Below are 13,052 nucleotides of genomic sequence, written 5' to 3'. Positions count from 1 at the left end.
TTCTTTTAATGGCTATTGCATTAGGTTTATTTTGACAACTATTCCATCACCTTGTACCAATTGGTGCGATATCAATCCCGAGAATGGTTACTGTCGGGGATGCTATCGCACTCTTAATGAAATTACGGATTGGTCTGATCTTTCTAATTCTGCGAAGCTTGAGGTTTGGTCAAAACTAAAAATACGCAAACCACAAGCTGCAGAATAATCTCTTATTTCTCTCTTACTTATTCACATCAACAATTAAGCGACCACGCACATTTCCCGCCATCAACTCTTGTGCATACTTCAAAGATTCTTCTAAGGTAATTTCGTGAGAGATCTCATCTAGGGTTTTAAGGTCAAGTAATTTACTTAATTGCTCATAAGCAGCGATCCGTTTTGCACGCGGTACAGTTACGCTATTGATTCCATACAAAGTGACGCCACGCAAAATAAATGGTGCCACGCTAGAGGGGAAGTCCATTCCCTGCGCAAGCCCACAAGCAGCTACCGCACCGTCACTCTTAGTTTGGGCACACGCATTAGCTAAAGTATGACTACCAACGCTATCCACTACCGCAGCCCAGCGCTCTTTTGCCAAAGGCTTACCTGGCAAAGATAAAGTAACGCGATCAATTACTTCTGCCGCACCCAGTTTCTTCAAATAATCGGTTTCAGTTACTCGACCCGTACTCGCAACAACCGTAAAGCCCAGCTTGCTTAACAAGGTAATAGCAAAACTTCCCACACCGCCCGCAGCACCGGTCACCAATACCTCACCATCGCTTGGCTTAAGCCCGTGCTTTTGCAAAGCCATCACACAGAGCATCGCTGTGTAACCAGCCGTACCTATTGCCAATGCTTGCTTTGCTGTAAATCCCTTGGGAAGGGGAATTAACCAATCTGCCTTTACTCTGGCTTGCTCTGCCAAACCACCCCAATGTCCTTCACCCACACCCCAGCCATTCAAGAGCACCATATCGCCCGTCTTGAAATCTGGACTAGTACTTTCAATTACTTCACCTGCAAAATCAATCCCGGGAATCATTGGAAAACTTCTAACTACAGGCCCTTTGCCTGTAATGGCTAGGCCATCTTTGTAATTGAGGGTGGAGTAGAGCACCTTGACCCGAACCTCCCCTGCCGGAAGGCTAGCCTCATCTGCCTGGCCCAACTCGGCACGATAGCCTTGATCATCCTTATTTACCAAAATTGCTCTAAACATATCTCTTCCTTTTATAACTGACCGTTTTCCCGCAACAAAACCCTAATAGGTTTATCCTAACGAGCATTGCTAATTATGGAGGCTTCCATGAAAAAAATTCTACTATTAACCGTGATTTCTGGTTTGATGCTCACTGGGTGCTATTCCACTCGAATCAGCATGTCTATGGGCAATATGCGGCTAATCACTTCTACCGCAGATCCACAGGATGTAATGGACTTTGCAACGAGCACCTGTAAAAGTGACTTTTATGAAGGCGCCAGCTTCCTATCCAAGGCAGGCAATGAGTATCGCTTTAAATGCGTGAAAGCTGAAGAAAATGAAATATTGATTCCTATTCCAGGAACAACTCTTGGTCCTGCGGTAAAAGCAGAAGCAAAGTAAGTCAAGTTTGATGGCCCCATTTACCTCACAAGAGCTACGCAAAGGATTCGCATCATTTGCAACTGGGGTCACAGTGATTACCTGTCTTGATGAAAGTAATGGTCATCATGGCATCACTATTAGCTCATTTAATACAGTATCTCTTGAGCCCCCGCTGATTCTTTGGAATCTTAAGAAACATTCTCGTTTAATGCCCTGGGTGGAGCTGGGTAAGAAACATCTCATTCATGTACTTGAACGCTCTCAAGAAAATTTGGCTATGCATTTTGCTACCGTGAAGCAGGATCAATTTATTGGGGTTGAGCATAAACTTGCTGAAAGCGGTTTAACCCAAATTGAGCACTGTGTTGCTTACTATGAATGTGAGACTATTTCTGTGCATACTGGTGGAGACCACAACATCATTCTTGCTAAAGTCATTAACTTAAAAAATCATCCAGAAAAAGAGCCTCTCATTTTTGCTCGTAGCAAATTTGTTGGCCTTGATTTTGCAGAAATAAAAACTATTTAAATAGCCTTTCAAGGAAATGCCATGATGCGTTTATGGGGTCGTAAAAGTTCTATCAATGTTCAAAAAGTATTGTGGTGTCTTGCTGAATTGGGACTGAAAGAAGGTAAAGACTTTGAGCGGATTGACGCAGGGATGCAATTTGGCATAGTTCGCTCGCCAGAATTCCTAAAACTAAATCCGAATGGCTTGGTGCCTACCCTAGAAGACGGTGATCTCGTGCTCTGGGAATCCAATACCATCATGCGCTACTTGGCTTCACAGTACGATAAAAACAAACGTTTCCCATCGGGCACTGCCCCTCAGTTCAACTCCGAAAAGTGGATGGATTGGCAAGTTGGCACTCTTTGGCCAGCGCTTCGCCCCACCTTTATTGGTCTTACTAGGGTTCCAGAAGCAGAGCAAGATCATGCTGGTATTCAAAAAGCGTATCAAGATACAAACCAATTATTTGGCTCGCTTAATCAAACACTAGAGTCTCAAGCATATTGCTCAGGAGAACGATTTCATATTGGCGATATTGTCCTCGCCCTATGTGTTCATCGTTGGATTTTGCTAAACGAGGCTTTCCCGAAACAAACCGGTGAACGCGCCAATCTCAAAAATATTAATCGCTGGCTAAAACAGCTTGAGGCCGAAACTTACTTTCAAGAATTTGCGGAGAAAGAACTCAATATCATTAATAAGTGATATTGAGTGGCAATCAATTTTTACCATTACTCTTGCTTAAACTTCTTCGCGTGGTGATCTGCGCCAATAAAGAGGTACATTGCAGGCACCACGAATAAAGTAAATAATGTGCCGATTGATAAACCAGTGAAGATCACAATACCCATGGATTGACGGCCTGCGGCGCCCGCTCCAGAGGCAATCACTAGTGGCAAGACGCCCAATACCATTGCTGCCGTTGTCATCAAAATTGGCCTTAAACGAACGCTGCTTGCCTCAACAATGGCATCTAACTTACTTCGGCCTGCTGCTTGTAACTCATTAGCAAATTGGACAATCAAAATACCATGCTTACTGATGAGCCCCATGAGTGTGACTAAGCCCACTTGGGTATAGACATTCAAAGTAGTAAATCCTAAATTGATAAAGATCAACGCACCAAATAAAGCAAGCGGCACCGACACCAAAATCACGATTGGGTCACGAAAGCTTTCGAACTGCGCAGCAAGTACTAAGAAGACTATCAAGATTGCAAAGAACATGGTGACTAAGAAGCCACCGGACTCATTCATGAACTGGCGTGATGGGCCAGCATAGTCCATGTTGTAACCACTAGGTGCAACCTCTTTTAAGGTTTGACGCATAAACTCTAATAAGTCAGCCTGGGAGATAAAGGGTGTGCTGACACCTGAAATCGTGGCAGAATTTAATTGCTGAAAGTGATTGATTGATTGAGGAACAACGCGCTGCTTAATGCTGGCAATCGTCCGCGCCTGAATCATGGCGCCACTTGGCGTACGAATGTAGTAATCCAATATCTGATCTGGGTTTAAGCGATCAGTCTGTTTTACTTGTGGGATCACCCGATATGATCTTCCTGCTACTGAGAAGTAATTCACATACCCACCACCCAAGGCAGCAGATAATGCGGAGCCCACTTGTTGCTGGGTCATGCCCAAGGCAGCCACTTTCTCGCGATCAATGACTAGAACATCTTGAGGCTTATCAATCTTTAAATCTGAATCCACAAAGAAGAAGTGCCCAGAACGACGGGCTTTATCTAATACCGCCTGAGAGACCTCGTTAAGCTGATCGTATGATTCCGTAGTATTAATAACCACTTGTACTGGCAAGCCCTGTGCTCCAGGCAAAGCGGGAAACTGAAAGGCTGCTACGCGTACACCAGCAATCGTATTCCACTTCTGCTGCATATCTTGTTGGAACTTCGTGGCATTACGACTCCGCTCCATCCAATCTTTTAATATGATGCCGCCAAAGCTTGAAGTTGGACTAGTGATTTGAAAGGCCTGCTCATAGTCTGGCTCTGCACTTGCAATCGCATAAATTTGATCGGCATAGGTTTGCATTTGATTAACCGTACTATTAGGCGGACCAGATGCCTGCATCAAAACAATCCCTTGATCTTCGGTTGGGGCTAGCTCCGTGCGCGCAGTAGCATAGAGGTAAGCAACACCACCCAGTAAAATTACGCCCATCACAATAATGACCTGCCATGTGCTTAATAAATCTCGCAAAGTGCTTTGGTAACCATGATGAATCCTGTCAAAAACCCGATCAATCTTTTGCACAAAAGAAGATGTCTCTTGCTTTTCCGTAAAGATGCGTGAACACATCATCGGCGAAAGTGTTAATGCAATCAAGCCAGAGACAGCAACTGCACTGGCTAAAGTAAAAGCAAATTCTGTGAAAAGTGCGCCAGTTAATCCACCCTGGAAACCAATTGGGATATACACCGCAATCAGGACAACCGTCATTGCCAAAATAGGGCTGCCTAGCTCGCGAGCAGCAATCAACGAGGCCTCTAGCGGAGATTTGCCTTCCTTCATATGACGATCGACGTTTTCAACTACGATGATGGCATCGTCAACTACCAGGCCAATCGCTAAAACTAAGGCTAAGAGTGTCAATAAATTAATTGAGTAGCCCAGAATCTGCATTAAAAAAAATGTGCCAATCAGAGAGAGTGGCATAGCAATCACTGGTACAGCAACCGCACGCACGCTACCCAAGAAAAGATAAATCACAGCCGTAACAATTACTAAGGCCTCGATTAATGTCAAAACTACTTCGTCAATAGAGCTAGTAATGAATTTAGTAGAGTCATAAACGATCTTGCCAGTCATGCCGATTGGTAGCTGCTGCTGAATAGGGGGGACCGCGTCTCTTACGCGCTGTGCAACATCCAATAAATTAGCCTGAGGGGCAACCTTAATGCCAATAAATACAGACCTCTTGCCACTAAAAGCTACATTAGTGTTGTAATCTTCAGAGCCCAATGAGACTGTTGCTACTTGATCTAAGTAGACGATATTGACGCCATCTTTTTTAACAACTAGCTTACGAAATTCCTCTAGGGTATGTAAGTCCGTTCCAGCAACTAGATCAACGGCAACCATATCACCCTTGGTACTCCCCACTGCTGACAAATAGTTATTTGCAGACATCGCAGAAAATACATCATCAGCACCAATCCCAAGTCCAGCCATCTTCTCGCGGTCTAGCCATGCACGCAGTGCAAATTTTCTACCCCCAATAATTTCGGCATTTTGGACGCCCTCAACTGAATCCAGTTTTGGCTTTACAACCCGCAATAAATAATCAGTGATCGCATTATTAGGAAGCTGGTCACTATAGAAACCCATATACATCGCTGCAGTCGACTGCCCAATCTGAACTGTCAGTATTGGCTGCTGAGCCTGGGGTGGTAGTTGATTTTTAACTGCGCTAATTTGCGTTTGAATCTGAGTTAATGCTGAGTTTGAGTCGTAGTTCAACTTCAAGGTAGCGGTAATTGTGGATATACCACTTACGCTAGTTGAGGATAAGTAATCAATGCCTTGTGCCTGTGCAATAGAGGCTTCAAGTGGCTGCGTAATAAAACCAGCAATCGTTTCTGGATCCGCGCCATAGTAAGCAGTACTGATCGTGACAACTGCGTTCTGAGTTTGTGGATACTGGTTGACTGGCAAGGAACCGATTGCTTTCAAACCAAATACGAGCACAAGTGCGCTCACTACCAGTGAAAGTACTGGCCTGCGAATAAAGATATCAGTCCAATTCATGGGCTAATTATTCCTGCGGCTTGGGATCAGGCGAATTTGCAGGTTGCACCTTATTATTGATAATGAGCGGTGTACCGTTCTTAAGCTTTAACTGGCCGCTGGTAACTACAGTTGCACCCTCTTCAACCCCTTTTAGAATTGCTACTTGATCACCACGAGTGGTCCCAGTAGTAACGAATACCTGTTGGGCCTCTAATACTGGATTACCTTGCTTATCTTTCTTACCGGTAGGCTTGGCAATAAACACCGTTGAACCGTAAGGGTTATAAGTTACCGCTGTTTGTGGCAAGGTGAGCAATTTCACTTGATCACCTAGCTTGATGTTTACATTAGCAAACATCCCCGGAAGAATTTTTTTATCCGGATTCGCAAGCTGTGCCTCAACTTGAATATTTCGAGTGTTAGTATCAACTTTTGGACTAACAGCCGTAATCTTGCCTGTAAAGCTTGCATCTTTAAATGCATCCGTTGTCACAAAGACTTCTTGACCCACCTGAATTTGCTCAGCATTACTTTGGGGTAAGTTGAAATCAACAAATATAGGATCTAAAGTTTGTAATGTTAAAAGCTTGTCGCCTGGATTAATGTACTGACCGGGATTAATCGATACGATACCAACCCGCCCACTGAATGGGGCCGTTAGATTCTTCTTTGCCACTAATGCGATCTGTGACTCAACCTGAGCCTGCTTAGACTTAGCATCTGCAGCGCTGGTATCAAATACGTTTTTACTAATTGCCTGAATTGCTAGCTGCTGTCTATCGCGCTCATTAATGACTTTCGCAAGATCAGCCATTGCTTTCAAAGACTTCAGTTGTGCAACATCAGATGCGTCATTTAATTTAATTAATAAATTGCCTTCTTTAACATCCTGACCAGACTTAATTGGTACAGCGACCACCAGTCCGCTAATTTCAGTACTTAACTCAACACCTCTAAACGCACGAACGTTACCAACACTACTCAGTTTGGGCTGCCATTCAGAAGTAGAGATAACCATCGTTGAAACAGTCGCTGGAGGCAAACCCCTTCCAGAGACAAAATAGTTAAACATAGCAGTCTTTAATTGATTGATGGCAAAAATCAAACCTAGCAATAAAAAAACACCGCACAACATGATGGTCATACGACGCTGCAAGGGCTCCATTGCCATGAGCTTTTTATAAGCCTTTGTAGCGCGCCATTTTTGACCCATGCGACTCCAAAAGGCTTTTATCTTTTCCCAGAGAGCAAGCGCTTTCTCGCGCAACTTCCACTCTACTGCCCGCAACTTAAGCCATGTCCATAAGGCCAGAACCAGGGAAATGAGTTTGTTTTTAATTTTTTCCAGAAGTTTCATTTTGGTCTTTGTTCGCTATGTCTTTTGGTTTAAAGGCAGGGCCTTCACGATTCCACCAGCCGCCGCCCAATGCTGTAAATAATGCTGCAGTATCAGAAAAACGAGTTGCTTGGGCCGCGACTGATTTCACTTTAGCTTGTTGATACTGATTTTGGTAATACAGAACTGCTAAATAACTGGCAGTACCCAATTTATATTGTTGCTCAACTAGGTCTAAGGTCTCATAGGCATAACGCTCTGCATCTGATGCTGCCTTGAGTGCTTGCGCTCCAGTTTCAAGTGCGCGCAATGCATCCGCAACTTCCTGAAAGGCCTTTAACACTGTGGCTTGATACTGATAAACCGCTTGTTCATAATTAGCAATTGCGCCTCGACGCTGAGCTAAGAGTTGACCACCCTGAAACAAGGGCTGAAATATTCCACCGGCAATTGACCACAATGCGGCATTAGGCCCGAATAGATTTGCTGAAGACAGAGCTGCAGATCCAATTGCACCCGTGATATTAAATTGTGGCAACAAATTTGCGGTAGCAACGCCTACCAAGGCATTAGTTGATTTAATCATTGCTTCTGCTGCACGTACATCAGGACGCTGACGTACCAAGCTTGATGGTACTGAAAGCGGTAGTTTCTCGGGTAAATGTAAATTAGAAAGATCGAACTTCGAAATATTGGCATTACTAGGTAGCTCACCAACTAGCACTGCTAACTGATTACGAGCAAATGCTAAATTACGCTCGTAATTAAATAAATCAACTTGTGAACTTGCCACTAATGTTAGTTGAGAGGTGAGGTCAACTTTATTCACTGTTCCAATATTTAATTGCTTTTCTGTCATCTCTGCAAAATTGATTTGAGCCTTTAAGATTTCTTCAGTTGCCTGCATTTGTGCACGTAGCGACGCCTCTTTGACTGCGCCAGTTACAACATTGGCAGTTAATGAAAGGTAAGCCCCTTCTAACTGAAATTGCGCAACCTCTGCTTTGGCTCTAGCACCCTCTACAGCTCGTCGTGCGCCACCAAAGACATCTAACTTATAAGTTACATTGACAGAGGTATTCAAAAGATTGTAAGTATCAGAGCCGTATGGAAGACCATAAATTGCTGATGGTTGTAGCTGACGCGTAGCAGCACCACCTAAACCTACTGCTGGAAAATATTGCCCTCCAATTTGGGCATTGACGTTTTCTTGTGCAGCGCGTAGTGCTGCATCAGCAGCGCCTAAGTTTGGGCTTTGCTGGAGGGCTTTTTTAATGAGTGCATCTAGCTCTGGAGACTGATACAGCTGCCACCATTCAGCCTCTATGTCAGCACCCTCTGCGAATTCTTGCGTAGTTCCACCGGGTACGCCAGGCGCTGTTGTTAATTTTTGGGGAAGTGGTCTATCGGTATAGCCTGAAGTCTTCGGAGGATCGGGTTGCTTAAAGTCTGGGCCAACCGCACACGCAGATAGCACTCCTGTGCAAATCAACAGAAGTAAATTTAAACGTAAGGGTGATACCAATTTCGACAGAAACATGAATTGCAACAAATATCCTTTTTATAAGGTCTATTTGAACACAAAAATACTGTCACGACCTCGTAAAGTCCTGATTTAACTACTTAAATTTATTATTCGAATTGAGCTAAAGACAAACTTAAAAATTATTCGACCGTGACGCTCTTAGCTAAGTTTCTTGGCTTATCAACATCAGTGCCGCGTGCGCAAGCTGTGTGATATGCCAATAACTGCAGGGGCACCACATGCAAAATTGGGGAGAGATTGCCGTAATGCTCAGGCAAGCGGATGACATTAATTCCCTCAGCACTAACAATATGCGTATCTTGATCAGCAAAAACATATAACTTCCCGCCACGCGCTTTAACTTCTTGCATATTGGACTTGAGTTTTTCCAATAGAACATCATTAGGCGCAACAGTCACTACGGGCATCTTATCGGTTACTAGTGCTAATGGGCCGTGCTTTAACTCGCCAGCAGGATAGGCCTCAGCATGAATATATGAAATCTCTTTTAACTTCAATGCACCCTCAAGTGCGATTGGGTAATGCAAACCGCGACCCAAGAACAGAGCATTTTCACATTTAGAAAACGCTTCACTCCAAGCAATGATTTGTGGCTCAAGAGCCAATACCGCATTCAAGGCTTTGGGAAGATGGCGTAATTCTCGAAGAAGCTCTTTTTCATTCTCCGCAGAAATTTTTCCTGCACGTTTTGCGATAGAGACTGCTAAGAGATATAAGGCCAGTAACTGTGTTGTAAATGCCTTGGTAGATGCAACACCAATCTCAGTGCCAGCTTTGGTTAAAAAATGCCAATTGGTTTCACGAACCATTGCACTGCTAGCAACGTTACAAATTGCTAATGTATAACGATGACCAAGAGACTTGGCGTGGCGCAATGCTGCCAAAGTATCTGCTGTCTCGCCTGATTGAGAAACCACTACAATCAGCGTCTTTGGATTAGGCACTGTGCTGCGATAACGATACTCACTAGCAATCTCTACTTGAGTTGGAATACCTGCGATATCTTCTAACCAATATTTAGCAACGCATGCAGAGTAGTAACTTGTCCCGCATGCCAAGATCAGGATTTGATCAAACGCCTTCCAATCTTGGGCGCTTGCGCCAAATAACTCTGGACCAAAAGAAGTAATATTGGCCAAAGTATCGCCAATTGCCCTAGGTTGCTCAAAGATCTCTTTTTGCATGTAATGCTGATAGGGGCCAAGATCCACAGAGTCAGCCTGCGCAGGCATCGGCTTACGATCTCTTTGTACAGACTTTCCAGATTGGTCGATTACTTGCGCACTATCTGCCTGCAAGATAGCAATATCACCTTCCTCTAAATACATCATTGAACTAGCGCGCCCAGCTAAGGCAAGAGCATCTGAGGCTAAAAAGTTTTCATGCTCACCCAACGCTACTACTAAAGGCGAGCCAGCGCGAGCACCTATGAGCTTAGTTGGCTTATCTTGAGCGATTACACCAATCGCATATGCGCCTTGCAATTTAGGCAAGACTGCTCTGACAGATTGAGCAAGATCCTCTTGACCGCCAGCAACATATTGCTGATGAATCAAATGAGCAATCACTTCAGTATCGGTCTCAGAGGTGAAAATATAACCAGCGGCTATCAACTCTGTACGTAAATTTTCATAGTTCTCAATAATGCCGTTATGCACCACTGCAACTAATCCATTAGAAATATGAGGATGTGCATTTTGCGTATCTGGCTTGCCATGTGTGGCCCAACGTGTATGGGCAATACCAATGGTGCCAATAAACTCTTTTCCCTGATCAGCTAATTCAGAAACACGGGCCGTAGTACGAGCTCTTTCAATTGGGTGCTTGGCGTCATTGCCATTAATGACTGCAAAACCACAGGAGTCATAACCACGGTACTCAAGACGGCGTAAGCCCTCAACCAGAATATCAACAATATTTTGATGGGATGCTGCGCCAACAATACCGCACATTATTTTTTACCCTTTGCGGTTTTTTTAACAGCTGCCTTCTTATTCGCTGCCTTCTTTGCAACAGGTTTTATTGCTTGCTTCACAGGTCGCTTCCACTGCAAAGAAACTTGCCGAGCTCTTGATACAGTCAACTGATTTGCAGGCGCATCTTTTGTCAGAGTTGTGCCTGCACCTAATGTAGCGCCACGTCCAACGCGCACCGGAGCAACCAACTGCGTATCTGAACCAATAAAGACATCATCTTCAATAATGGTCTGGTGCTTGTTCACGCCATCGTAATTACAAGTAATCGTGCCAGCACCAATATTGACTCTGGATCCAACAATGGAATCGCCTACGTAGGACAAATGATTTGCCTTACTATTGGCCGCAATCTTGCTGTTCTTGACTTCAACAAAGTTACCAATGTGAACGTCATTGGATAAGTCAGCGCCTGGGCGTAAACGTGCATATGGGCCAATCACTGATTGATTGCCTACTTTAGCGCCGTCAATATGGCTGTATGCGTGCACTGCTACAGATTTGCCAATCACGCTATTGCGAATCACACAGTAAGGGCCAACCTTTGTACCGGAAGCCAAAGAAACACAACCCTCAAAGACACAGCCCACGTCAATGAAAACATCAGTCCCACACTCAAGGATACCGCGCACGTCAATACGCGCAGGATCAGCAAGTGATACGCCCGCATCCATTAATTGATTCGCAATGCTCAATTGGTGTGTACGCTCGAGGGAGGCTAGTTGATCACGACTATTGATGCCGATAGTTTCAAATTCTTCATCTGCTTGTGTAGTACGAATAGGCACACCATCTTTAACTGCCATCGCAATCACATCAGTTAAATAGTACTCACCCTGTGCATTGCTAGCACGCAATGCTTTGAGCCACTTCTTTAATGCATTCGTTGGTAACACCATGATGCCGGTATTAATTTCTTGTAGCGCTTTTTGTGCAGCACTTGCGTCTTTTTCTTCAACGATCTCTCTAACGGATCCGTCTGCATCACGCACGATACGACCGTACCCTTTTGGATTGCTAAGGTTTTGGGTTAGTAATGCCAAAGCAGAATCTTCGCCACGCACACCGTCAGCTAATTTAACCAACTTACTCAAAGTCTTTTTAGTAGTCAGCGGGACATCGCCATACAGAACCAAAGTAGGTTCTTGCAAATCTAGTTTTGGAAGTGCCTGCAAGAGTGCATGCCCTGTACCTTTTTGCTCAGCCTGGAGAACCGTGCTCACTTTACTAAAACTGGGATCGGCTTTACTCGTATTCTCCAGGAAAGCTTTAACGTCGGAAGCTCCATGTCCAACCACCACAATTGGGCCAGTTTTAGTCTGTTTATTTTGTAAGGATAGTGCTGTACTAAGGACATGCTGAAGTAGTGGTTTACCTGCTAAAGTTTGCAGGACCTTGGGCAAGGCGGATTTCATCCGCTTTCCTTGCCCCGCAGCCAATATGACGATATTCATAAAGGGGGATTATAAGTCCCTTGAATAAGGGTTCCGCAAGCCAATTCGTCTAATTCAGCCTCATCAATCGCCTTATCACCAGAGGATCTAGCGGCGATGCCAGATAGCTCTGTAGAAATCTCTAAGTTTTGGAAATCAAAAGCCTCCCCATCCATCAAATGGGATGGGACGATATGGTGCATTGAACGAAAAAGATTTTCTACTCGACCAGGGTGCTTTTTCTCCCAGTCACGTAACATTTCCTTCATCACTTGGCGCTGAAGATTAGGCTGACTGCCACACAGATCACAAGGAATAATTGGGAAGTTCATATCTACTGCATAACGCTCTAATAATTTCTCAGGAACATAAGCCAAAGGACGTATGACAATATGTTTACCATCATCAGAGCGTAGCTTAGGCGGCATACCTTTTAACTTGCCTGCATAGAACATATTGAGCATCAAAGTTTCTAAGATGTCATCGCGGTGATGCCCCAAGGCAATCTTGGTAGCACCCAGCTCATCTGCTACGCGATACAAAATACCCCGACGCAAACGGGAGCACAAACCACAAGTCGTCTTACCCTCTGGAATAACACGCTTCACAATGCTATAGGTATCTTGCTCTTCAATGTGAAACTGGACGCCCAGACTTTTTAAATAATTGGGAAGTATTTCTGCTGGAAAATTAGGCTGCTTCTGATCAAGATTAACGGCTACGATCTCAAAGTTGATCGGCGCGCGTTCGCGTAATTTCATCAAGATATCTAGCATGGCATAACTATCTTTGCCACCAGAAACACATACCATCACCTTATCTCCGTCTTCAATCATGCCAAAGTCGCCAATAGCTTGGCCAACTAAGCGACAGAGTTTTTTCTCTAGCTTGTTTTCTTCGAAGATCACTTTACGAATATCACCCATAACAA

11 protein-coding genes are annotated in these 13,052 nt (G+C 44.3%); 4 read left to right on the top strand and 7 right to left on the bottom strand.

What is annotated here, in order from left to right:
- Nucleotides 1-31: 31 nt before the first annotated feature.
- Complete coding sequence (locus ICN29_RS07095; protein WP_216131071.1) at nucleotides 32-208, top strand: DUF1289 domain-containing protein; 177 nt, start codon at nucleotides 32-34, stop codon at nucleotides 206-208.
- Nucleotides 209-223: 15 nt separating this feature from the next.
- Here the strand turns inward: ICN29_RS07095 and acuI are convergent, their stop codons facing one another.
- Nucleotides 224-1,207 carry an acrylyl-CoA reductase (NADPH) gene (gene acuI / locus ICN29_RS07090; RefSeq protein ID WP_216131068.1) on the bottom strand — a complete coding sequence of 328 codons (984 nt, stop codon included), beginning with the start codon at nucleotides 1,205-1,207 and terminating at the stop codon, nucleotides 224-226.
- A gap of 87 nt (nucleotides 1,208-1,294) precedes the next feature.
- Between acuI and ICN29_RS07085 the strand changes: the two genes are divergently transcribed.
- The 3 genes from ICN29_RS07085 to ICN29_RS07075 are packed head-to-tail and all read left to right on the top strand — an operon-like array spanning nucleotide 1,295 to nucleotide 2,789.
- Entirely contained in the window at nucleotides 1,295-1,591 is a 297-nt protein-coding gene (locus tag ICN29_RS07085; RefSeq protein ID WP_216131065.1) for a hypothetical protein, read from the top strand.
- 10 nt (nucleotides 1,592-1,601) lie between these two features.
- Nucleotides 1,602-2,102, top strand: coding sequence for a flavin reductase family protein (locus ICN29_RS07080; protein ID WP_216131062.1), 501 nt, complete (start codon nucleotides 1,602-1,604; stop codon nucleotides 2,100-2,102).
- 21 nt (nucleotides 2,103-2,123) lie between these two features.
- Nucleotides 2,124-2,789, top strand: coding sequence for a glutathione S-transferase family protein (locus tag ICN29_RS07075; protein ID WP_216131059.1), 666 nt, complete (start codon nucleotides 2,124-2,126; stop codon nucleotides 2,787-2,789).
- Between the two features lie 26 nt (nucleotides 2,790-2,815).
- On the opposite strand, the gene ICN29_RS07070 is transcribed toward ICN29_RS07075, so the two are convergent.
- From ICN29_RS07070 to ttcA, 6 genes are all read right to left on the bottom strand, one after another.
- Nucleotides 2,816-5,851, bottom strand: a complete 3,036-nt coding sequence (locus tag ICN29_RS07070) for an efflux RND transporter permease subunit (protein WP_216131057.1) — start codon at nucleotides 5,849-5,851, stop codon at nucleotides 2,816-2,818.
- 7 nt (nucleotides 5,852-5,858) lie between these two features.
- Nucleotides 5,859-6,998 carry an efflux RND transporter periplasmic adaptor subunit gene (locus tag ICN29_RS07065; RefSeq protein ID WP_216132124.1) on the bottom strand — a complete coding sequence of 380 codons (1,140 nt, stop codon included), beginning with the start codon at nucleotides 6,996-6,998 and terminating at the stop codon, nucleotides 5,859-5,861.
- 169 nt (nucleotides 6,999-7,167) lie between these two features.
- Nucleotides 7,168-8,709, bottom strand: coding sequence for an efflux transporter outer membrane subunit (locus ICN29_RS07060; RefSeq protein WP_216131054.1), 1,542 nt, complete (start codon nucleotides 8,707-8,709; stop codon nucleotides 7,168-7,170).
- Between the two features lie 125 nt (nucleotides 8,710-8,834).
- Complete coding sequence (gene glmS / locus ICN29_RS07055; protein ID WP_216131051.1) at nucleotides 8,835-10,667, bottom strand: glutamine--fructose-6-phosphate transaminase (isomerizing); 1,833 nt, start codon at nucleotides 10,665-10,667, stop codon at nucleotides 8,835-8,837.
- Nucleotides 10,667-12,142, bottom strand: a complete 1,476-nt coding sequence (gene glmU / locus ICN29_RS07050) for a bifunctional UDP-N-acetylglucosamine diphosphorylase/glucosamine-1-phosphate N-acetyltransferase GlmU (RefSeq protein WP_216131048.1) — start codon at nucleotides 12,140-12,142, stop codon at nucleotides 10,667-10,669. The genes glmS and glmU overlap by 1 nt, the downstream gene beginning before the upstream one ends.
- Nucleotides 12,139-13,047, bottom strand: a complete 909-nt coding sequence (gene ttcA, locus ICN29_RS07045) for a tRNA 2-thiocytidine(32) synthetase TtcA (RefSeq protein WP_216131045.1) — start codon at nucleotides 13,045-13,047, stop codon at nucleotides 12,139-12,141. Before ttcA ends, glmU begins: the two co-directional genes overlap by 4 nt.
- Between the last annotated feature and the right edge of the window lie 5 nt (nucleotides 13,048-13,052).

The sequence above is a fragment of the Polynucleobacter nymphae genome (assembly GCF_018882155.1).
In the GTDB taxonomy this organism is placed as follows: Bacteria; Pseudomonadota; Gammaproteobacteria; order Burkholderiales; family Burkholderiaceae; genus Polynucleobacter; species Polynucleobacter nymphae.
Note: the sequence above shows the minus strand (reverse complement) of the source record. Positions and strands in the feature narration are given on the sequence as shown.